Raw genomic sequence first — 21786 nt, forward strand, 5'->3', positions numbered from 1 at the left:
GACCCAGCACCGCATCCCGAGGGAGCCACCGTGCCGCGCATGCTCGACGTCAGTGACGCCGTACGCGCCGAGATCGGCGACGAAGAAGCCGACCGGCTGCTCGCCGGAGAGAACGCCCCGGGCAGTTACGACTGCACCTCCTGCCGCACCCCGGGCGACTCCGAGCAGGAGCGCACCAGCACCGTCCTGTTCGTCGGCGACGAGACCGCCGTGCTCGCCTTCGCCCACGCCGGCTGCCTGCCCTCGCAGGTCGTCCAGGTCACCGAGGAGCAGTTGCAGGGCGCCGTCCGGTCCATCGGCGGCACCGGCACCGACATGGCCGCCGGCGGTGCACCGCACCGGGCGGTGCCCGAGCAGGCCGTGCTCGGCGTGACCAGCGGACTCGTCCTGATCGAGGGCGAGCTGCACCCCGCGCTGGTCGTCGAGCCCACCGCTCCGATCGTGCGCCCGGGCTCCACCGGGGCGGGCGACGACTTCCTTCCGCTGCTCATCGAGCAGGGCTTCATGCCGGTGACCGAGCTGGCCTCCGTTCCGCCGGTGCTGCACGGCTGGTCGGTCCTGGTGGCCGTGGGCCAGTTGCACGCGGTGCTCCAGCCCGGGGCGGGCGGCGGACAGCCGGTGGCCTGGTGGCAGGCGCACCAGCCGCTCCAGGTGACCGACAGCTGGCGGTCGGCGGTCAACAAGCACCAGCAGGTGCTGATGTTCGCGGCTCCGGTGGGGTCCATCGGGCGCCAGCCCCGGGAGGACCTGCTGCGGGAGGCGCTGGACAAGGCCGCGGCAGGCGGGAAGCTGGTCGCCGCCGCCCTTCCCCTCGCGGGCACCTGAGGCATCCGGGGGACTGGAACCGCGCGCGCGGGTGCGACCTTGTGGGCGAGGACGCCCGGCAGATGGAGCGGCGCGCCCGGAGCGCGGTCGGCGATGGTCGTGTTTTTCGCGCCCACACGGCGTAGCCGTCCCTACGACGCACTCCCGCGCCCCATTTGTCCGACCGCATCTCTTTAAAGTTCCGGTCGTTTGGACATACGTGCACGCATACGACACTCCCGCCCGTCGGTCCGCCTTCTCCTCCGTACCGTCCGCGCGGTCGGGACAGGAAGGGGCTGGTGGGCCATCGGCCACGCCGATCTACGACTCTCTGTACGCGGAGTGGGTCAGGAGCTTCCGTACGCTGCCGGGTGACCGCAGCGGCGAGGAGGACATGGGCTTCGTCGCCTTCGGGAGCCTCTCGGACGGCACGGGCTCGTACGGCGGCCACCGGCCCGGGTCGTTCAGCAGTTCGTACAGCGCCTACAGCGCCGGGGCCTACAGCGCCCGGCAGCAGTCGCAGTGGCAGCGGATCGGCACCCTCGGGCGGCACCAGGACACCGGGATGCACTACGTCCCGGCGGCGCTGCCGCCCGGGCCCCGCCGGGGTGTGTGACGTACGGCGAAGGGCGGCCCCGCACTCCGGGGCCGCCCTTCGCCGTGCAGCGGTGAGTCGCCGCCGGTGCGGCGAGTCGGCTACTTCTTCTTCGCGCCGCGCTTCTCGCGCACCCGCACCGAGATGTGGATCGGGGTGCCCTCGAAGCCGAACTCCTCGCGCAGGCGGCGCTCGATGAAGCGCCGGTAGCCCGCCTCGATGAAGCCGGAGGCGAAGAGGACGAACCGCGGGGGCTTGGTGCCCGCCTGGGTGCCGAAGAGGATGCGCGGCTGCTTGCCGCCCCGGACCGGGTGCGGGTGCGCGGAGACCAGCTCGCCGAGGAAGGCGTTCAGGCGGCCCGTGGGGACGCGCGTCTCCCAGCCGGCCAGCGCCGTCTCGATGGCCGGCACCAGCTTCTCCATGTGCCGTCCGGTGCGGGCCGAGACGTTGACCCGGGGCGCCCAGGCGACCTGGCCCAGCTCGGTCTCGATCTCCCGCTCCAGGTAGTAGCGGCGCTCCTCGTCGAGGTTGTCCCACTTGTTGTAGGCGATGACCATCGCGCGGCCGGCCTCGACGGCCATGCTGATGATCCGCTGGTCCTGGACGGAGATGTTCTCGGAGGAGTCGATCAGGACGACGGCGACCTCGGCCTTCTCCACGGCCGCCGCGGTGCGCAGGGAGGCGTAGTAGTCGGCGCCCTGCTGGAGGTGGACACGCTTGCGGATACCGGCGGTGTCGACGAACTTCCACGTCACGCCGCCCAGTTCGATCAGCTCGTCGACCGGGTCGCGGGTGGTGCCCGCCATCTCGTTGACGACGACGCGCTCCTCGCCGGCCACCTTGTTCAGCAGCGAGGACTTGCCGACGTTCGGGCGACCGATCAGGGCGATACGGCGGGGGCCGCCGACCCCGGCGCCGCCGAAGGTCTGCTGCGGCGCGCTCGGCAGCACCTCCAGGACGGCGTCGAGCATGTCGCCGGTGCCACGGCCGTGCAGGGCCGAGACCGGGTGGGGCTCGCCGAGCCCCAGGGACCACAGGTAGGCGGCGTCCGCCTCGCCGCTCTGGCCGTCGACCTTGTTGGCGCACAGCACGACCGGCTTGCCGGCCTTGCGCAGCAGCCGTACGACCGCCTCGTCGGTGTCGGTCGCGCCGACCTTGGCGTCCACGACGAAGACGACCGCGTCGGCCGCCTCGATCGCGTACTCGGCCTGGGCGGCGACGGAGGCGTCGATTCCGAGGACGTCCTGCTCCCAGCCGCCGGTGTCGACGACCTTGAAGCGCCGGCCCGCCCACTCGGCCTCGTAGGTGACGCGGTCGCGGGTGACGCCCGGCTTGTCCTCCACGACCGCCTCACGACGGCCGATGATGCGGTTCACCAGGGTCGACTTGCCGACATTGGGGCGGCCGACGACGGCGAGCACGGGCAGCGGGCCGTGGCCCGCCGCCTCGATGGCACCCTCGACGTCCTCGATGTCGAAGCCCTCTTCGGCGGCGAGCTCCATGAACTCCGCGTACTCGGCGTCGCCGAGCGCCCCGTGCTCGTACTCGTGCTCGGCCGAGCCGTCGGGCTGGATGTGGTCGTTCATGAAGTCCGTACCTCGTCGTTCATCGTGGTGATCGGTGGAGCGGCCCGCGACGGGCTGATCCACTACTCAAGTGTCGCCTAGCGCCCGGTCAGGCGCCTGGCGTTTTCCAGGTGGCTGGCGAGCTGCTTCTGGATGCGCTCGGTCGCCTCGTCCAGCGCCCTGCGCGTGCGCCGCCCGCTGCCGTCGCCCGCGTCGAACGGGTCGCCGAAGACGACATCCACCCGCGAGCGCAGCGGGGGCAGCGTCTTTATCAACCGTCCCGGCCTCTCGGCGCTTCCCAGCACGGCCACGGGCACGATCGGCGCGCCGCTGCGGACCGCGAAGTAGGCGAGCCCGGCCCGCAGGGAGGCGAAGTCGCCCTCGCCCCGGGTGCCCTCCGGGAAGATCCCGAGCACTCCCCCGTTGTCCAGCACGCCGAGCGCCTCGGTGATCGCCGCGCGGTCGGCGGACGTGCGGTCCACCTTCAGCTGGCCGATGCCGGTCAGGAACGAGCCCAGCGGGCCGACGAACGCCTCCTTCTTGATCAGGAAGTGCGTCGGCCTGGGGGACACGCCCATGACCATCGGGCCGTCGATGTTGTGGGAGTGGTTCACGGCGAGGATCGCCGGGCCGGTCGCGGGCAGCCTCCAGGCGCCGAGCACACGCGGCCTCCACAGCCCGTGCATCAGGCCGACGCCGATGCGCCGCCCGACCTCGGCGCCCCGCTCGGACGGAAGGCTCACTTCCCGGCCCGCTTCTCCTCGACCAGGGTGACGACGCACTCGATGACCTGGGCGAGAGTGAGGTCACTGGTGTCCACCTCGACCGCGTCGCCCGCCTTGGCGAGCGGAGAGGTCTTGCGGCTGGAGTCCGCCGCGTCCCGCTTGATCAGCGCCTCCCGGGTGGTGGCGAGGTCCGCGCCCTTGAGCTCGGCGCTGCGGCGGGCCGCGCGGGCCTCCGGGGAGGCGGTGAGGAAGATCTTCAGGTCGGCGTCCGGGAGCACGGTCGTACCGATGTCCCGGCCCTCGACCACTATGCCCTGCTCCGCGCCGGCGGCGAGCGAGCGCTGCAGCTCGGTGATCCGGGTGCGCACCTCGGGCACTGCGCTGACCGCGCTGACCCTGGAGGTGACCTCCTGGGTGCGGATCGGGCCGGCCACGTCGGTGCCGTCGACCACGATGGTCGGGGCGGACGGGTCGGTGCCGGAGACGATCTCCGGCTTCCCGGCGACGGCCGCGATGGCGGTCGGGTCCTCCAGGTCGATGCCGTTGGCGACCATCCACCAGGTGATCGCCCGGTACTGGGCACCGGTGTCCAGGTAGCTCAGGCCGAGCTTCGCGGCCACGGCCTTCGACGTGCTCGACTTGCCCGTGCCGGAGGGGCCGTCGATCGCGACGATCACGGGCTTGACGGTCGGGGCGGCGCCGTTTTCCACGGGAGGGCACCTTCCTGCATGAAGCGTGGTGGGCGGGGTGCGGGACGCGAGGGCGCCCCGCACAAGGTTACTGGGTGCGGCTCACTCGTCCGGACGCCCCGGACCGGCACCGGTCCCCGGCTCGGCCGCCGACCCGTCCGGCCTGGGCATCCAACCGCCCGGCGCACGAGCAGGAGCCCCGGCAAATCCAGCCCGTCCGGCGTTCGAGGACGAGGCCCGTAGAGCCGATGCGAGGGTCCGGGGGCGGCAGCCCCCGGCAACGGCCACCCCGGCGCCGGCCGCCTCGCCCTACTGCCGCAGAGCCCACCCCCGCTCCCGCAGCGCAGCACTCAGCACGGAAACCGCCTTCGGCTCCACCATCAACTGCACCAGACCGGCCTGCTGCCCCGTCGCATGCTCGATGCGCACGTCCTCGATGTTGACCCCGGCCTGTCCCGCGTCCGCGAAGATCCGGGCCAGCTGTCCCGGCTGGTCGTCGATCAGGACCGCCACGACCTCGTAGACCCGCGGGGCGGACCCGTGCTTGCCGGGCACCCTCACCTGGCCCGCGTTCCCGCGGCGCAGCACGTCCTCGATGCCGGTGCCGCCCTCGCGCCGCTTGTCCTCGTCGGCGGACTGCAGGGCCCGCAGGGCGCGCACGGTCTCGTCCAGGTCGGAGGAGACCTCGGTGAGGAGGTCGGCGACCGGGCCGGGGTTGGCGGAGAGGATGTCGATCCACATGCCCGGGTCGGAGGCGGCGATCCGGGTCACGTCCCGGATGCCCTGCCCGCACAGCCGTACGGCCGCCTCCTCGGCGTGTTCGAGGCGGGCGGCGACCATGCTGGAGATCAGGTGGGGCATGTGCGAGACGAGGGCCACGGCACGGTCGTGGGCGTCGGCGTCCATGACGACCGGCACGGCCCGGCAGTGCGAGACCAGTTCCAGGGCGAGGTTGAGCACCTCGGTGTCGGTGTCCCGGGTCGGGGTGAGCACCCAGGGGCGGCCCTCGAAGAGGTCGCCGGTGGCGGCCAGCGGGCCGGACTTCTCCCGGCCGGACATGGGGTGGGTGCCGATGTAGCGGGCCAGGTCCAGGCCGCGGGCCTCCAGCTCACGGCGCGGGCCGCCCTTGACGCTGGCCACGTCGACGTAGCCGCGGGCCACGCCCCGGGCCATGGCGTCCGCGAGGAGCGCGGCCACGTGTGCGGGCGGGGCGGCGACGATCGCGAGGTCCACGGGGCCTTCGGGGGCCTCGTCGGTGCCGGCGCCGAGCGCGGCGGCCGTACGGGCCTGTGCCGGGTCGTGGTCGGTGAGGTGCACGGTGACGCCGCGCTGGGTCAGGGCGAGTGCGGCGGAGGTGCCGATGAGCCCGGTGCCGATGACGAGTGCGGTCCTCACTGGGCGATGTCCTTGCGCAGGGCGGCGGCGGCACCGAGGTAGACATGGGCGATCTCGGTGCGGGGCCGCTCCGACTCGACGTGGGCGAGGACCCGGACGACCCGGGGCATGGCGCCCTCGATGTCCAGCTCCTGGGCGCAGATCAGGGGCACGTCGACGATGCCGAGCTTGCGGACGGCAGCCGCCGGGAAGTCGCAGTGCAGGTCGGGAGTAGCCGTGAACCAGATGCTGATCAGGTCGTCGACGGCAAGTCCGTTCCGCTGCAGGATGGCGGTGAGCAGGGCGCCCACCTGCTCGTTCATGTGGCCGGCCTCGTCCCGCTCCAGCTGGACGGCCCCCCGGACCGCTCGTACCGCCACGTCGCTGCTCCTTGTCGGGTGCGTATCGGCTCTTGGTCCGTCCAGGGTAGTCAGCCCGCGCCGCCCGGGCGCGCCGCGCCCGATCACTGAGACAGTACGAGAAATCCGGTATTTCATATCTGGTCACCATGAGTGTCCGGAGCGACAGCAGACGATGACAGCGATGGCAGGCGATGACATGGGAGTGATGGCATGACCGAACACCCGGCCCGCCGCACGGTTCTCGCGACGGGCGCGTCCGCGCTCGCCGTCGGGTGCGTGGGGTGCGGCGGCACCGAAAAGAAGGAGCCCCCCTCGTCCCTGACCGGGAAGGTGCTCACGAGCACGAACGACGTCCCGGAGGGCGGCGGCAAGGTCTTCGCGGCGCAGAAGGTCGTGGTCACCCAGCCGCAGAAGGGTCACTTCAAGGCCTTCTCGGCGATCTGCACGCACATGGGGTGCACGGTGAACCGGGTGGCGGACGGCACCATCGACTGTCCCTGCCACGGCAGCAAGTACCGCATCACCGACGGCTCGGTCGTGCACGGCCCGGCGCCCAGACCGCTGCCTCCCAAGACGATCAAGGTGGAGGGAAATTCGATCCGCCTGGTGTGAGCGGCCCGCGTACGCTCCGGGCATGCAGCCCGAGAACCCCGTGCCTCTCGTACGCGACCACACGATCTACGCCTGTGTCATGGGTTCGCGGGCCTTCGGCCTGGCCACCGAGGGCAGCGACACCGACCGGCGGGGCGTCTTCCTCGCCCCCACTCCCCTGTTCTGGGGGTTCGAGAAGCCGCCGACGCATGTGGAGGGGCCGGGCGAGGAGCAGTTCTCCTGGGAGCTGGAGCGGTTCTGCGAGCTGGCGCTGCGCAGCAACCCGAACATCCTGGAGTGCCTGCACTCCCCGCTGGTGGAGCAGGTGGACGACACCGGGCGCGAGCTGCTGTCCCTGCGCGGCGCGTTCCTCTCCCGGCACGTCTACGACACCTTCACCCGCTACGCCCTCGGGCAGCGCCGCAAGCTCGACGCCGACATCCGCACGACGGGCGCACCGCGCTGGAAGCACGCGATGCACCTGCTGCGGCTGCTGATGAGCGCCCGGGATCTGCTGCGCACCGGCCGGCTGCGGATCGATGTCGGCGACCAGCGGGAGCCGCTGCTGGCGGTGAAGCGGGGTGAGGTCCCCTGGGCACGGACCGAGGCGTGGATGGCCCGTCTCGCGGCCGAGACCGAACAGGCGCTGGGCCGCACCCCGCTGCCGCCGGAGCCGGACCACGCGCGCGTGGCCGACTTCGTCTTCCGCACGCGGCGCGCCTCAGCCCTCCAGGCGGAGCCGGACCACCAGGTCGTGCAGGGCCTCGTGGGCGGTGGCCGCCTCGGGCAGGGCTGAGGCGGCCTGGGCCTCGTCGAGCGCGGCGTGCAGCCGCTCCACGTCGGCCTCCACGCGCGCGTGCCCGACGTCGGCGGTGCCGTGTTCGCGCTCCGCCTTGGCGGCTATCAGCTCGGGCAGGTAGCCGGGCGCGGCCACCTGGTCCAGGAGCGTGGGCAGATGGGCCTGGACCTCGCCGGTGCGCATGAGGTGGATGCCGGTGAGCAGCACGCGGAAGGTGTAGAGCAGCGGCTTGAGCTCGTCGGTCTTCTCGAACAGCCGCCACTGGGTAACCGCGAAGCCGCGGTAGTGGTGGGCGTGATGGCTGGTGAGGACGCCCGGCACGAGCGCCGCCAGCTCGCGGTGTGCGTCGGTGGTGTGCGCGACCAGCGGGGAGAGCAGCTGCTCCAGCACATAGCCGTTGCGCCGGAGCATCAGCCGTACGAACTTGCGCAGGTCGTGGGTGACGAGGTCCATCTCGACGCCGAACCGCACCCAGGCCCGCGACCGCGTCTCCTCCGGCTCGTGCAGCCCGACCAGGTCGGCGGCGGGCAGCAGGTGGACGCCGCGCAGGTCCAGGTCGGAGTCCTCGGAGGGAAAGCCGTACAGGTGGGCTCCGGAGACGGTGGCGAACAGCAGCGGGTGGGGCTGCTCGGCGATCACGCTTGTCAGGTCCAGGTCGAGGTCGTCGATCATGGACCTAAGCGTCCCAGAGAGCTCCCAGTGTCAAAAGGTCCCCCCGGTACTCGATCCGGTCGGCCCACTCGGCCGGCCAGGCGTCCGCGCCGAGCCAGGCGCCCGCGAAGGCCCCGGTGAGGCAGGCGATCGAGTCGGAGTCGCCCGAGGAGCAGGCGGCCCGGCGCAGGGCGGTGACGGGCTCCTCGGGGAAGAGCAGGAAGCACAGCAGCCCGGTGGCGAGGGCCTCTTCGGCGATCCAGCCCGCACCCGTGGCCAGGCACGGGTCGGTCTCCGGGGAGACGGTGCGCACGGCCTCCTGGAGGCGGCCGAGGATGTCCAGGCACTCGTCCCAGCCGCGCGCGATGAAGTGCTCGGGGTCCGGGTCCTGGGACCGCATCCACAGGTCGCCGAGCCACGTGTGGTGGTAGCGGGTGCGGTTGTCGTGGGCGTACGAGCGCAGCCGCCCGACGAGTCCGGCCGGATCGGCGCCCCGGGCGAGCAGGTGCACGGCATGGGCGGTGAGGTCGGAGGCGGCCAGCGCGGTGGGGTGTCCGTGGGTGAGCGCCGACTGCAGCTGGGCGGCACCGGCGCGCTGTTCGTCGCTCAGGCCGGGGGCGAGACCGACCGGGGCGACGCGCATGTTGGCGCCGCAGCCCTTGGAGCCGATCCGGCTGGCGTCCTGCCAGATCCGGCCCTCCTCCTTCAGCAGGTTGCACGCGGTCAGGCAGGTGCGGCCGGGCGCGCGGTTGTTCTCGGGCGACTGGTACCAGTCCACGAACTCCTCGCGCAGCGGACGCGCCAGCCGCATCGGCGCGAGCACACCCCGGTCCATGGCGGTCCTGAGCGCGCGGCCGACGGCGAGGGTCATCTGCGTGTCGTCGGAGACGAAGGGGCGCGCGGGCAGCTCCATCTCCCGCCAGGGTCCGCACTTGGCGAGGATCGCGGGCACGTCGTTGAACTCGGTCGGAAAGCCGAGGGCGTCCCCCAGGGCGAGGCCGACGAGGGAACCGGTGGCGGCGCGCTTGCTCGTCCGGGTGGTGGTCATGATGCGGGTCCTTCCGGGGACGGTCGGAGCAGGGGCGGGTGCAGGGCGGTGGCGGTGCCCGCACGGTAGAGCGCGGCCGGCTTGCCGCGACCGCCGGTGAGCCGGGCGGCGCCGGGGACGGGTTCCACGAAACCGGGCGTGGCGAGCACCTTGCGGCGGAAGTTGGGGCGGTCCAGCACCGTGCCCCACACGGCCTCGTAGACCTGCTGGAGCTCGCCGAGGGTGAACTCGGGCGGGCAGAAGGCGGTCGCGACGCAGCCGTTCTCCAGCCGGGCGCCGATCCGCTCGTGGGCGTCGGCGAGGATCCGGTCGTGGTCGAAGGCGAGCGGACCGGCGGAGCCGTACGGCAGCCAGCAGGCCTGGGCCGCGTCACCGCCGCCGCGCGGCTCGGGAGCCTCGGGGAGCAGCGCGGTGAAGGCGACGGACACGACCCGCATCCGCGGGTCGCGGCCCGGGTCGCTGTAGGTGCGCAGCTGTTCCAGGCTGAGCCCGGAGACGTCGGCCAGGCCGGTCTCCTCGGCGAGTTCGCGCCGGGCGGCCGCCTCCGCGGACTCGTCGGGCAGCAGGAAGCCGCCGGGCAGCGCCCAGTGGCCGGCGTACGGCTCCTGCCCGCGTTCGACCAGCAGCACGTGCAGGCCTCCGGCGCGAAGCGTGAGGACGGCGAGGTCGACGGTGACGGCGAAAGGTTCGTAGGCGTACTTGTCGTAGCCCTGCATGCCCGCCCCTCCTCTCCGTGGGTCGTCTCCGGTCGCTCTTTATGGTCAGGATGACTAATAGTCGTCTCGACAATAAAGAGGCCTACGGTGATCCGCAACCCCGTCAGCGCCTCCAGGAGCCCCGTTCGGGCATACGGCGACGGCCGGACCCGGGTATCCCGGGACCGGCCGTCACAACGCCGTGCAGGCGCCTCCTAGAGGTCGACCTCCTTCATCAGCATGCCGACCTCGGTGTTGGACAGGCGGCGCAGCCAGCCCGACTTCTGGTCGCCCAGGGTGATCGGGCCGAAGGAGGTGCGCACCAGCTTCTCGACCGGGAAGCCGGCCTCGGCGAGCATGCGGCGCACGATGTGCTTGCGGCCCTCGTGCAGGGTCACCTCGACCAGGTAGTTCTTGCCGGTCTGCTCGACGACGCGGAAGTGGTCCGCGCGCGCGTAGCCGTCCTCCAGCTGGATGCCGTCCTTCAGACGCTTGCCCAGGTCGCGCGGGATCGGGCCCACGATGGCGGCGAGGTAGGTCTTCTTCACGCCGTACTTGGGGTGCGTGAGGCGGTGCGCCAGCTCACCGTGGTTGGTGAGCAGGATGACGCCCTCGGTCTCGGTGTCGAGCCGCCCCACGTGGAAGAGCCGGGTCTCACGGTTGGTGACGTAGTCGCCGAGGCACTGGCGCCCCTCGGGGTCCTCCATGGTCGAGACGACACCGGCCGGCTTGTTCAGCGAGAAGAACTGGTACGACTGCGTCGCGACGGTCAGCCCGTCGACCTTGACCTCGTCCTTCTCCGTGTCGACGCGCTTGCCCTGCTCCAGGACGATCTCGCCGTTGACCTCGACCCGCGCCTGCTCGATCAGCTCCTCGCAGGCCCGCCGGGAGCCGTAGCCCGCGCGCGCGAGGACCTTCTGGAGGCGCTCGCCCTCCTGCTCGGCACCCGGGAAGGTCTTGGGCAGCTTGACGTCCGGCTTGCCCGCGTAGCGCTCGCGGTTGCGCTCCTCGGCCCGTGCCTCGTACTCGCGCGAGGTTCCCGGGGCCGTACGGCCGCGCCCGGTGCCCTGGCCCTGCCGGGGCCCGCCCTTGGCGCCTCCGCGCGCCGAGGCGCCGCGCCCCGACTTCGGGCCGGACTGGGTGGCGCCCGGGCCTACGTCGTAGCGCCGCTCCTCCGGGCGGGGCTTCTTCGGCCGGCCGCCCTGATTGTCGTCACGGGAATTGCCGGCGCCGCGGTAGTTACCGCGGCCACCGCTGCTCCCGCTGCGGCCGCCGCTGTTGCCACCACGGCTCCCGCCGTTGTTTCCGCTGCTGTTCCTGCCGCTGCTGCTTCGCATCAAAGTTCCGTCTTGTCGTCTGCGTCCTCGGAATCCGGAGCGTCCGGATCGAACGACGGCACGCCCTCCTGCGTCTCGGCCTCGATCGCCGCCGCCTCGGGGAGGAAGGGCGCGAGCTCCGGGAGCTCGTCCAGGCCCCGCAGGCCCATCCGCTCCAGGAAGTAGTTCGTCGTCCTGTACAGGATCGCACCTGTTTCGGGTTCCGCGCCCGCCTCCTCGACCAGACCGCGCTGCAGCAGGGTGCGCATCACACCGTCGCAGTTGACTCCGCGCACGGCGGAGACGCGGCTGCGGCTGACCGGCTGGCGGTAGGCGACGACCGCGAGGGTCTCCAGCGCGGCCTGGGTCAGACGGGCGGTCTGGCCGTCCAGCACGAGCCGCTCGACGGCGGGCGCGTACTCGGCGCGGGTGTAGAAGCGCCAGCCGCCCGCGACGAAGCGCAGCTCGAAGCCGCGGCCCTGCACGGTGTACTCGTCGGCCAGTTCGCGCAGCGCGTCCGCGATCTGCCTTCTGGGCCGCTCCAGGATCCTGGCCAGGTGCTCCTCGGTCGCGGGCTCGTCCACGACCATGAGGACCGCCTCCAGGGCGGGCTTGAGGTCCAGGCCGGCGACGGTACGGAGCCCCGCCGGGACCTGAGCGGTCTCCTCGCTCACGCCGTCTCCTCCTCCTTCTCCTTCGTCTCTGTCGTCTCCTCCGCCACTCGGGACTCCTTGGCACCCCTGGGCTCCCCGGCCGCCTTGGACTCCTCGCCGTCCCTGGACTCCTTGGCGTCCCGGGACTTCCCCGCCGCCTTGGGCTCCTTGGCGTCCCCGGGCTCCTCGGGCGGCCGGTCGAACTCGTCGGTGACCAGGGGCGCCGCGTCCTCCTCCCCGCCGGTCCAGCGCACGAGCAGGTCCCCGAGCGCGTCCTCCTGCTCCAGGGCGACGGCCTTCTCGCGGTACAGCTCCAGCAGAGCGAGGAAGCGGGCCACGACGGTGAGGGTGTCGTCGGTGTCCTCGACGAGTGCGCGGAAGCTGGCCTCGCCGAGTTCCCTGAGCCGCGCGACGACGATCCGCGCCTGCTCCTGGACGCTGACCAGCGGGGCGTGGATGTGGTCGATGTACACGGCCGGTCTGGGCCTGGGCTGCATCGCCTTGACGGCGAGCCGGGCGAACCCCTCGGGGCCGATGCTGATGACGACCTCGGGCAGCAGCTCGGCATGGTGGGGTTCGAGGCCCACGGTACGGGGATAGCGGCGGGCCTCGTCGTCCAGGCGCCGGGTGAAGATGTCGGCGATCTGCTTGTAGGCGCGGTACTGGAGCAGCCGCGCGAACAGCAGGTCACGGGCCTCCAGCAGCGCCAGGTCGGCCTCGTCCTCGACCTCTGCGGTGGGCAGCAGCCGGGCCGCCTTCAGGTCGAGCAGGGTCGCGGCGACGACCAGGAACTCGGTCGTCTGGTCCAGGTCCCAGTCCGGTCCCATGGCCCGGATGTGCGCCATGAACTCGTCGGTGACCTTGGAGAGGGCGACCTCGGTGACGTCCAGCTTGTGCTTGGAGATGAGCTGGAGGAGGAGGTCGAAGGGGCCCTCGAAGTTCGAGAGGCGCACCTTGAAGACACCGTCCAAGGGCGCCGCGGACTCCGGGTCCCCCGAGGGCACGGGGCCAGGGGCCGGGGCCGACTGGGGCTCCGGCTCGGGCAAACGCACGGACTCAGGGTCCGGGTCCTGCTCCTGCTCCTGCTCCTGCTCCTGCTCCTGCTCCTGCTCAGGCACGCGCACTGGCGGCCACGGCACGGGCGCAGGGGCCGGCTCCGGTACGGATGTCGTCGGCGCCGGGGCAGGAATCGCCCGCTCGGGAAGGTCATGCTCCGGAAGGTCCTGCTCCGGAATCTCCGGCCGGGCAGTTTCCGGCCCGGGAATCCGCGGCTCCTGGACGTCCGGCTCGGGGCTCTCCGCGGCCACCTGGACCGGTGCGGCCTTCGCGGCTCCCGGCCCCCGCCCCAGCACACGCCGACGGCCGGCGGCTGCGCCGGGCGTGGGTGCGGGAACGTCGTTCGAGGTCATGGCCCCCGCAGGCTACCGCTACCGCCCGCGCAGGCGCCGTACCAGGATGCTCGCGTCCCCTCGGGACTCCAGGTCGGCCAGGACCACGGCGACCGCCTCGCGGACGATCCGGCCGCGGTCGACGGCGAGCCCGTGCTCGCCTCTGAGGACCAGCCGCGCGTGCTCGAGGTCCATGAGCTCCTCGGCGGACACGTACACCGTGATCTTCTCGTCGTGCCGCTCGCGCCCGCTGGGCCGCCGGGACGCCGCCCGCCCGCGCTTGCGGGGCTGCGCGGCCGCCGCGGAGGCGGCAGAACCTTCCTGCTCGGTCTGCCGACGTGCCGGGCGGGTGCCGGCCTCGGCCGTCTCCGTCTCGACCGCCGCCACATGCTCCGCGCCCTCGCCGTCCCCGCCCTGCGCGGGCACCGACTGCGGCGCGTCCTCCGCCGCGGCGGTCGTGGCCGCCGGATCGCTCTCTCCCGCGGGAGCCGGCACCCGGGCCTCGCCGTTGGCCCCGCGCCGGGGCGTGGACGGCTGGAGCGCCATCCCCCCTGTCGTACGGAACAGTTCGTCGGCCCCGGGCAGACTCACTCGGCGTGACACCGGGCGAGCACCTCCCTGGCGAGCTGGCGATAGGCGGCGGCACCGACGGAGTTGGAGGCGTACGTGGTGATGGGCTCACCGGCGACCGTGGTCTCCGGGAAGCGGACCGTGCGCCCGATGACCGTGTGGTAGACGTGGTCGTCGAACGCCTCGACGACACGCGCGAGCACCTCACGGCTGTGCACGGTGCGCGAGTCGTACATCGTGGCGAGGATGCCGTCCAGTTCCAGCTCGGGGTTGAGCCGCTCCTGGACCTTCTCGATGGTCTCGGTCAGCAGGGCCACACCGCGCAGGGCGAAGAACTCGCACTCCAGCGGCACGATGACCTTGTGCGCGGCCGTCAGCGCGTTGACGGTGAGCAGGCCGAGCGAGGGCTGACAGTCGATCACGATGTAGTCGTAGTCGGGCAGCAGCGGCTTGAGCGCCCGCTGGAGGGTCGACTCGCGCGCGACCTCGGAGACCAGCTGGACCTCGGCGGCCGACAGGTCGATGTTGGAGGGCAGCAGGTCCATGTTGGGGACCGCCGTCTTGAGCAGGACCTCGTCCGCGGACATGCCCCGCTCCATGAGCAGGTTGTAGACGGTGAGGTCGAGCTCCATGGGGTTGACGCCGAGACCCACCGACAGCGCGCCCTGCGGGTCGAAGTCCACGAGCAGTACGCGCCGGCCGTACTCCGCGAGCGCGGCACCCAGGTTGATGGTCGACGTCGTCTTGCCGACGCCGCCCTTCTGGTTGCACATCGCGATGATCGTCGCGGGACCGTGACTGGTCAGCGGTCCCGGGATCGGGAAGTACGGCAGCGGGCGCCCGGTCGGGCCGACGCGCTCGCGGCGCTGACGGGCAGCGTCGGGCGCGAGCGTGGCCGCGTACTCCGGGTCCGGCTCGTATTCGGCGTCGGGGTCGTAGAAGTGCCCCTCGGGCAGTTCGTCGTAGTCGGCGAAGTGGTTGTGGGGCGCGCCACTTCCGTCGCCGGCCATGGCGTTCACGTGATGGCCATCCATGCTCTGGTGTGCTGTCCGGGCGGTCTGCGGACCCGGACTCTGGTGGGCTGCGAAGGTGCGCACAGCAACGGAGCCGACAGCCTCGAATCCCGCGGGGCCCTGGCCCCGTACAGGCATTCCTGGTTGACCCCCCCCGGGAGAAAATGTCGACTCATTCACAAGTCGTCTTACCTCCTTGGTGACCAGGGAACTTCTAGACAAGGTCAGCGTGGCACCATGCCGACGGTTGGCGACTCTATGGCGTGTCGGCGGTCCGCAGCAACACAATCCGCCGGACCCGGCAGGATGTGTCGGCAATGAAACATCCCGCTGTCAAGGGCGTACGGCCGTCGCACAGCAGGTTTCACCGGTGTGCGAATCGGTCGAAGGGTTACGTTCGAGGCGAGTTGACCAAGAGTCGCCAAGTGACCATACACACATCCGGCCGGACCTTGTCGGGCAAGGTCCGGCCGAGTGCGTGCTGTTGACGACGTATGTTGACGTATCGCCTTTTGCGCGTCGGTGACTTGGCGACTCACCGGGTTGCGGGGGTCAGCCGAGCAGGGTCTCCAGCTCGACGTGCTCCAGGCCGTGCGCCTCGGCGACCTCGCGGTAAACGACCTTGCCGTCGTGGGTGTTGAGACCCTTGGCGAGCGCGGCGTCGCGGCGCAGCGCCTCGACCCAGCCGTTGTTGGCCAGCGAGACGATGTACGGCAGCGTCGCGTTGGTGAGGGCGTTGGTGGAGGTGTTCGGCACCGCGCCCGGCATGTTGGCGACGCAGTAGAAGACCGAGTTGTGGACCGGGAAGGTCGGCTCGGCGTGCGTGGTGGCACGCGAGTCCTCGAAGCAGCCGCCCTGGTCGATCGCGATGTCGACAAGAACACTTCCGGGCTTCATGCGGGACACCAGCTCGTTGGTGACCAGCTTGGGGGCCTTGGCGCCCGGGATGAGGACGGCGCCGATGACGAGGTCGGCGTCGAGGACGGCCTTCTCCAGCTCGAAGGTGTTGGACATGATGGCCTTGACCTTGCTGCCGAAGACCTTGTCGGCCTCACGCAGCTTGTTGATGTCACGGTCGAGCAGGGTCACGTCGAAGCCCATGCCGACGGCGATCTGCGTGGCGTTCCAGCCGGAGACACCGCCGCCGATGACGACGACCTTGGCCGGGGTCACGCCCGGGACGCCGCCCGGCAGCACACCGCGGCCGCCGACCGGAGCCATCAGGTGGTAGGCGCCGACCTGCGGGGCCAGACGGCCCGCGACCTCGGACATCGGGGCGAGCAGCGGCAGCGCGCGGTTCGGCAGCTCGACCGTCTCGTAGGCGATGGCCGTGGTACCGGACTCGATGAGCGCGTCCGTGCACTCCTTGGACGCGGCCAGGTGCAGGTAGGTGAAGAGGATCTGGTCCTTGCGGAGGCGGTGGTACTCCTCCGCGATGGGCTCCTTGACCTTCAGCAGCAGGTCCGCGGCGGCCCAGACCTCGTCGGCCGTCTCCAGGATCTGGGCACCGGCAGACACGAACTCGGTGTCCGTGATCGAGGAGCCGACGCCGGCGCCCCGCTCGATGACGACCTGGTGGCCGTTGCGCACCAGCTCGTGCACACCGGCGGGGGTGATGGCCACCCGGAACTCGTTGTTCTTGACCTCGCGGGGGATGCCGACCTTCACGTCGATCACGGTCCTTGGCTCAGAGGGTATGGGGGGGTGCATTACAAGACATACCCAGGCATGCAGGGGCATACCGGGAGACACCGCAGGAGAACGTGCGGCAGAGCCAGTTTAATGAAGGTGTTCCGCGTGTCTAGCCTTTCATTGCATCAATCTTCACTCGATGCGCTACGGATTTCGCAGGCATTCAGGTCTTCTTCCTGGTGGGAGTCGTCCTCCGGCTCCTCCTCACGCAGCATGCGCTCGGCCACCGCGCGGTGCAGGTGGGCGGCCGTGGGGTCGCCGAGCCGGTCCAGGGTGTCGGCGAGCCGGAGCTGCAGCGCGGCCTGCAACCGGACCTCCTCGGCACGCCGCGCCCACTCCACCGCCTCCTGGCAGGTGCGCAGCGACTCCTCGGGCCGGCCCGCGTACTCCTGGACCCGGGCCACTTCGCTCAACGCCCGCGCATGGGCGGCCACATCGCCGTTCTTGCGGTATCCGGCGGCGGCCGCCCGCCAGTTCCTGAGCGCCTCGCCGTAGCGGCCCGCGTAGGTGTGCGCGGTGGCGATCCGGCCGTACAGCCGGGCGGCCTCCGCGCGCTCGCCCCGCGCCAGCCGCTCGGCCAGGGCCCGTCCGAACCAGTCGGCGGCCCGGTCGTAGTCCCCCAGCTCCTGATGGGCGCCGCCTACGGATTCCATCGCGCGGCCGGTCGCGTACGGGTCGTTCGCCTCGCGTGCGGCGTCCAGGGCGGCCCGGTAGCGGGCGAGCGCGGCCTGGGTGCGGCCGGTCTGGGCGTCCAGATCGCCCAGGTTCAGCAGGGCCGCGGCCTTCTCCCGGTGCAGCCCGCGGCGTTCGGCGACATCGAGGACCAGGCCGTGGACGCCGTACAGGTCACAGGCGGCCGCCTGGGTGCCGAAGTGCGCCGCCATCGCCCTGACCAGCTGGGACATCAGCCGGCGGGCGAGGGTGTCCAGCTCCCCGTCGGCCACGGCCAGGCGGACGGCGGCCAGCAGGGCGGGTCTGCGCACGCTCAGCCACTCGGCGGCCGCGCGCGGCGTCGGGAAGCGCAGCGCCGGCGGCGTCTCCTGCAGCTTCTCCCGGGCCTGCGGGCTGTCCGTCTCGGTGATCGCGCGGCACGACTGCAGCAGCCGTACGGTCCGCTCCAGCATGCGGGCGCGGGCGAGCTGCAGCTCACCGGGGCGTTCGTGGCTCTCGGCCCGGGAGCGCAGCAGCGGGTGCAGACAGCCGGGGACGTCGTACTCGGGCAGCGGGGAGTCCACGGCGCGCAGCAGGCCGAGATCGACGAAGCCGTCCAGGGCGGAGCGGGCGGCGTTCACCGAGCAGCCGGCCAGGGCCGAGGCGGTGTGCGGATCGATCAGGCCGGCCGGGGCGAGAGCGAGAAGTCGCAGTATCCGGGCGGCCGGGGCGGGCAGCTCGTCGTGGACGAGCCGGAAGACGCGGGCGAGGGGGCCGGCGTCGCCCTCGTCGGTGTCCGAACGCATCCGTTTGGCCAGGTCGGAGACGGCCGCCTGGGGCCGGGAGGCGAGCCAGCCGCCGGCCAGGGTGAGCGCGGCCGGGTGGCCCTGGCAGGCCTCGGCCAGGCTCTCGGCGGCGCGCGGGTCCACGGTGATGCGCACGGAGCCGGTGTAGCGGGTGAGCAGTTCCACCGCCGACTTGGTGTCCAGGCCCCCCAGGGTGCAGGGACGGACGTCGGCGATGCCGGTGAGCGGGCCGCCCGAGACGGCGACCGCCAGGCAGTCCGGGGCGTCCGGCAGCAGCGCGTCCACCTGCTCGGCGCCGGCGGCGTCGTCCAGCAGGAGCAGGACGCGCCGCTCGGCGAGACGCGCGCGCAGCGACGCGGTCAGGTCGTCCTCGCCGGCCCCCGCCGGTGCCTGCACCTCCAGCGCGGCGAGCAGCTCGCGGGCGGCGCGCTCGACCGGTACCGGGGTGCCGTCGGGTTCGCTGAGCCGGGTCCGCAGTACTCCGTCGGGGTAACGGTCCGCGATCTGCCGTACGAGTTCCGCGGCGAGGGCGCTCCGTCCGGAGCCGGGGCGGCCCGCGACGAGGAGCACGCGCGCGCGGGGTGCCTTGCGGCCGGAGAGGGTGTCCAGGCCCGCGCGCTCGATGTCGGCGCGCAGTTCCTTCAACTCCCGTGCGCGGCCCAGGAAATCATCCTTCACGGCTGAAGATGCCGACAGCCGCAGGTCGTCCGTGTCCACCGCCTGATCCGTCACGGGCCACACTCCCGTCCCACCGCACGCGCAAGCCCACCGGGTCCTTCCCATACGGGCGTTTCAGAGCCTAGTTGACGCTCTGCGACGTTCCGGGAGGAGCGCGGCGGACACGTCCCCCGATCGGATCAGGCGATCGTCACACCAATGTGGGCCCGGATGGGTTCAGGACGTGAACGGACGCGCGGGCCAGGGTGCGTCGGCCGGGCGCAGGGCGTCCAGGCCATCCCCGGCGCGCGCGGCGACCAGGGAGAGGACACCCACGGCGAGGCAGTTGTTGTGCACGTCGCCGGCGAGCACCCGGCGCACCAGCTCGTCGACCGGCACGCGCGCGTACTCCATGTCGGTCTCCTCGTGCTCCGTCACGAAGCGCTCCCCCTCCGCCTCGGAGAGATCGCGGGCGAGGAAGATCCGCACGGCCTCGTCGCACCCGCCGGGGGTGGTGTACACATCGGTCAGCACCCGCCAGTCCCCGGCCTTGGCGTGCGCCTCCTCGTACAGCTCGCGCTGGGCGGCGTGCAGCGGGTTCTCGCCCGGCACGTCGAGCAGGCCGGCCGGGATCTCCCACAGCTTGTGCCGCACCGGGTGGCGGTACTGGCGGATGAGCAGGACCCGGTCCTCCTCGTCCAGGGCGAGGACGGCGACCGAGCCGGGGTGCACCTGGTAGTCGCGGCGGACCACCGAGCCGTCGGGCATGACCACCTCGTCCGTGCGCACCGAGGTCTTGTTGCCCACGAAGGGGGTCTCCGTCGAGCGGATCTCCCACTCCTCGGGGGTGTCCTTGATCGTCATGCCCTGCCCTTCCCCACGCTTTCCAGAAGACCGGCCGGATGAAACCGGGGTGCCCACCTTCTGAAGGTATGCACCCCGGCCACCGTACAACTGGTGCGTTACTTGGAATTCTTCCGCTCGACGGAGGCCTTCACCAGGCCGGCGAACAGCGGGTGCGGACGGGTCGGCCGCGAGCGCAGCTCGGGGTGGGCCTGCGTGGCGACCAGGTAGGGGTGGGCGTCGCGCGGGTACTCGACGTACTCGACGAGCTTGCCGTCCGGCGAGGTGCCCGAGAAGAGGATGCCCGCCTTCTTCTCCAGCTCCGCGCGGTAGGCGTTGTTCACCTCATAGCGGTGACGGTGCCGCTCCTCGACGTACTCCTTGCCGTCGTAGACCTCGCGCACGATGGAGCCCTCGGCGAGCTTCGCCGGGTACATGCCCAGCCGCATGGTGCCGCCCATGTCGCCCTCGCCGGCGACGATGTCCATCTGCTCGGCCATGGTGGAGATGACCGGGTGGGCGGTGGCCGGGTCGAACTCGGTGGAGTTGGCGTCCGGGATGTCGGCCAGGTTGCGCGCGGCCTCGACCACGATGCACTGCAGGCCCAGGCAGAGGCCGAGCAGCGGGATCTTGTTCTCGCGGGCGAAGCGGATGGCGCCGACCTTGCCGAGCACACCGCGGTCGCCGAAGCCGCCCGGGATGCAGATGCCGTCGACGTCGCCGAGCTGCGCCTTGGCGCCGGCCGGGGTCTTGCAGTCGTCCGAGGTGACCCACTTGATCTTCACACGGGCCTTGTTGGCGAAGCCGCCCGCGCGCAGCGCCTCGGTGACCGACAGGTAGGCGTCGGGCAGGTCGATGTACTTGCCGACCAGGGCGAGGGTGATCTCGTGGTCGGGGTTGTGGACGCGGTCGAGCAGGTCGTCCCAGGTCGTCCAGTCCACGTCCCGGAAGGGCAGGTCGAGCTTGCGGACGACGTAGGCGTCCAGACCCTCGGTGTGCACGACCTTCGGGATGTCGTAGATCGAGCGGGCGTCGGGGCAGGCGACGACGGCGGCCTCGTCGACGTCGCACATCAGCGAGATCTTCCGCTTGATGGCGGTCGGCACCTCGCGGTCGCAGCGCAGCACGATCGCGTCGGGCTGGATACCGATGTTGCGCAGCGCGGCGACGGAGTGCTGGGTCGGCTTGGTCTTCAGCTCACCGGACGGGCCGATGTACGGAAGGAGCGAGATGTGGACGACGAAGACGTTGTCCCGGCCGACCTCGTGGCGGACCTGGCGGACGGTCTCCAGGAACGGCAGCGACTCGATGTCGCCGACGGTGCCGCCGACCTCCGTGATGACGACGTCCACCTCGTCGGTGGCCATGCGCCGGATGCGGTGCTTGATCTCGTTGGTGATGTGCGGGATGACCTGGACCGTGTCGCCCAGGTACTCGCCGCGCCGCTCCTTGGCGATCACCGTCGAGTAGACCTGACCGGTGGTGACGTTGGCGGAGCCGTCCAGGTCGCGGTCGAGGAAGCGCTCGTAGTGGCCGATGTCCAGGTCGGTCTCGGCGCCGTCGTTGGTGACGAACACCTCACCGTGCTGGAAGGGGTTCATCGTGCCCGGGTCGACGTTCAGGTACGGGTCGAGCTTCTGCATCACGACGCGCAGACCGCGGGCCTTGAGCAGCATGCCCAGGCTGGAGGCGGTGAGGCCCTTGCCGAGCGAGGAGGCGACACCCCCGGTGACGAAGATGTGCTTGGTCGTCGTGGATTTGGGCGTCATGGCCAAGAGGGGGCTCCCGTGGTCGCTGTCTGTGATGCGTTGCGGCTCCCCGCCCAAAGGACTCGGTGGTCTTTCGGGGAGGTGTCGTCGCTGCGGTTCGGGGGTTTGTCGCCCACCGGTCCACGGGCTACCAGCGTAACAGCGCCTCGGCGGGATGGCTCCCGGCCACGCTCCGCGCTCGCACCGACACGGAACACCTCCTCGCACGTCCCTCACGCCCGTCACATGCAGCGACACAGATGCGCACCGGACACACGGGTTTCATCCAGCGGTCACTCGTTCGGCCCACACGGGTTGCCGGGAGCGGCACGCAGATCATCTACGTGCGTCGTATCCTGCTCGGACACTCACTGCCGAGCCGGGCCGGAAACGACGGCAACACCCCCGCCTGCATCACCCGGAACAACGAGAGCGCGGCAGTTCGTTGAGCAAAGACTGTCGTTTTGCCTCCGGGCTCGGCGGACTGCTTTGCTTCACCGCTCAACGACGCACAACAACGACCCCTTGACCGCACTAGCGACAGCCCCCCT

21 protein-coding genes are annotated in these 21786 nt (G+C 71.5%); 4 read left to right on the forward strand and 17 right to left on the reverse strand.

Going from position 1 to position 21786, the window contains the following annotated elements:
• The first annotated feature begins 30 nt into the window (after positions 1–30).
• Positions 31–825, forward strand: coding sequence for a hypothetical protein (locus ACFZCP_RS37960; protein ID WP_391438255.1), 795 nt, complete (start codon positions 31–33; stop codon positions 823–825).
• 199 nt (positions 826–1024) lie between these two features.
• Positions 1025–1420: a hypothetical protein gene (locus ACFZCP_RS37965; RefSeq protein ID WP_391438256.1), complete on the forward strand. Its 396-nt coding sequence runs from the start codon at positions 1025–1027 to the stop codon at positions 1418–1420.
• 80 nt (positions 1421–1500) lie between these two features.
• On the opposite strand, the gene der is transcribed toward ACFZCP_RS37965, so the two are convergent.
• From der to aroH, 5 genes are all read right to left on the reverse strand, one after another.
• A complete protein-coding gene (gene der, locus ACFZCP_RS37970; RefSeq protein ID WP_391438257.1) occupies positions 1501–2985 on the reverse strand; it encodes a ribosome biogenesis GTPase Der in 1485 nt (494 codons plus the stop codon).
• Between the two features lie 77 nt (positions 2986–3062).
• Entirely contained in the window at positions 3063–3650 is a 588-nt protein-coding gene (locus ACFZCP_RS37975; RefSeq protein WP_391438371.1) for a 1-acyl-sn-glycerol-3-phosphate acyltransferase, read from the reverse strand.
• Between the two features lie 53 nt (positions 3651–3703).
• Positions 3704–4399, reverse strand: a complete 696-nt coding sequence (gene cmk, locus ACFZCP_RS37980; RefSeq protein ID WP_362696072.1) for a (d)CMP kinase — start codon at positions 4397–4399, stop codon at positions 3704–3706.
• Between the two features lie 288 nt (positions 4400–4687).
• Complete coding sequence (locus ACFZCP_RS37985; protein ID WP_391438264.1) at positions 4688–5773, reverse strand: prephenate dehydrogenase; 1086 nt, start codon at positions 5771–5773, stop codon at positions 4688–4690.
• Positions 5770–6132: a chorismate mutase gene (aroH, locus tag ACFZCP_RS37990; RefSeq protein WP_362696075.1), complete on the reverse strand. Its 363-nt coding sequence runs from the start codon at positions 6130–6132 to the stop codon at positions 5770–5772. The genes ACFZCP_RS37985 and aroH overlap by 4 nt, the downstream gene beginning before the upstream one ends.
• 192 nt (positions 6133–6324) lie before the next feature.
• Between aroH and ACFZCP_RS37995 the strand changes: the two genes are divergently transcribed.
• Together ACFZCP_RS37995 and ACFZCP_RS38000 are read left to right on the forward strand one after the other, a co-directional pair.
• Entirely contained in the window at positions 6325–6726 is a 402-nt protein-coding gene (locus ACFZCP_RS37995; RefSeq protein ID WP_362696076.1) for a Rieske (2Fe-2S) protein, read from the forward strand.
• A 22-nt stretch (positions 6727–6748) separates the two neighbouring features.
• Positions 6749–7501 carry a DNA polymerase beta superfamily protein gene (locus ACFZCP_RS38000; RefSeq protein ID WP_391438270.1) on the forward strand — a complete coding sequence of 251 codons (753 nt, stop codon included), beginning with the start codon at positions 6749–6751 and terminating at the stop codon, positions 7499–7501.
• Here ACFZCP_RS38000 and ACFZCP_RS38005 read toward each other — a convergent pair.
• From ACFZCP_RS38005 to ACFZCP_RS38060, 12 genes are all read right to left on the reverse strand, one after another.
• Positions 7427–8176 carry a DNA polymerase beta superfamily protein gene (locus ACFZCP_RS38005; protein ID WP_391438273.1) on the reverse strand — a complete coding sequence of 250 codons (750 nt, stop codon included), beginning with the start codon at positions 8174–8176 and terminating at the stop codon, positions 7427–7429. The genes ACFZCP_RS38000 and ACFZCP_RS38005 overlap by 75 nt on opposite strands.
• A gap of 4 nt (positions 8177–8180) precedes the next feature.
• Positions 8181–9203 (reverse strand): ADP-ribosylglycohydrolase family protein, encoded by a 1023-nt coding sequence (locus ACFZCP_RS38010; protein ID WP_391438275.1) that lies wholly within the window; start codon positions 9201–9203, stop codon positions 8181–8183.
• Positions 9200–9919 (reverse strand): NUDIX domain-containing protein, encoded by a 720-nt coding sequence (locus ACFZCP_RS38015; protein ID WP_391438277.1) that lies wholly within the window; start codon positions 9917–9919, stop codon positions 9200–9202. Before ACFZCP_RS38015 ends, ACFZCP_RS38010 begins: the two co-directional genes overlap by 4 nt.
• A gap of 194 nt (positions 9920–10113) precedes the next feature.
• On the reverse strand, positions 10114–11235 hold the full coding sequence (locus tag ACFZCP_RS38020) for a pseudouridine synthase (RefSeq protein ID WP_391438281.1): 1122 nt from the start codon (positions 11233–11235) through the stop codon (positions 10114–10116).
• Positions 11235–11888, reverse strand: coding sequence for an SMC-Scp complex subunit ScpB (scpB, locus tag ACFZCP_RS38025; protein WP_391438285.1), 654 nt, complete (start codon positions 11886–11888; stop codon positions 11235–11237). Before scpB ends, ACFZCP_RS38020 begins: the two co-directional genes overlap by 1 nt.
• Complete coding sequence (locus ACFZCP_RS38030; RefSeq protein ID WP_391438290.1) at positions 11885–12985, reverse strand: segregation/condensation protein A; 1101 nt, start codon at positions 12983–12985, stop codon at positions 11885–11887. Before ACFZCP_RS38030 ends, scpB begins: the two co-directional genes overlap by 4 nt.
• Before the next feature lie 309 nt (positions 12986–13294).
• Positions 13295–13858, reverse strand: a complete 564-nt coding sequence (locus ACFZCP_RS38035) for a hypothetical protein (protein WP_391438293.1) — start codon at positions 13856–13858, stop codon at positions 13295–13297.
• The gene (locus ACFZCP_RS38040; protein ID WP_362696092.1) at positions 13843–14976 is read right to left on the reverse strand and encodes a ParA family protein; all 1134 of its coding nucleotides are present in this window, start codon (positions 14974–14976) and stop codon (positions 13843–13845) included. The genes ACFZCP_RS38035 and ACFZCP_RS38040 overlap by 16 nt, the downstream gene beginning before the upstream one ends.
• A 414-nt stretch (positions 14977–15390) precedes the next feature.
• Positions 15391–16506, reverse strand: coding sequence for an alanine dehydrogenase (gene ald / locus ACFZCP_RS38045; RefSeq protein ID WP_391438374.1), 1116 nt, complete (start codon positions 16504–16506; stop codon positions 15391–15393).
• Between the two features lie 149 nt (positions 16507–16655).
• Positions 16656–18719 (reverse strand): tetratricopeptide repeat protein, encoded by a 2064-nt coding sequence (locus tag ACFZCP_RS38050; RefSeq protein WP_391438300.1) that lies wholly within the window; start codon positions 18717–18719, stop codon positions 16656–16658.
• A gap of 162 nt (positions 18720–18881) precedes the next feature.
• On the reverse strand, positions 18882–19508 hold the full coding sequence (locus ACFZCP_RS38055; protein WP_391438303.1) for an NUDIX domain-containing protein: 627 nt from the start codon (positions 19506–19508) through the stop codon (positions 18882–18884).
• 98 nt (positions 19509–19606) lie between these two features.
• Entirely contained in the window at positions 19607–21256 is a 1650-nt protein-coding gene (locus ACFZCP_RS38060; protein WP_362696098.1) for a CTP synthase, read from the reverse strand.
• Positions 21257–21786 lie beyond the last annotated feature (530 nt).

This window comes from Streptomyces sp. NPDC007971, from assembly GCF_042958635.1.
In the GTDB taxonomy this organism is placed as follows: domain Bacteria; phylum Actinomycetota; class Actinomycetes; order Streptomycetales; family Streptomycetaceae; genus Streptomyces.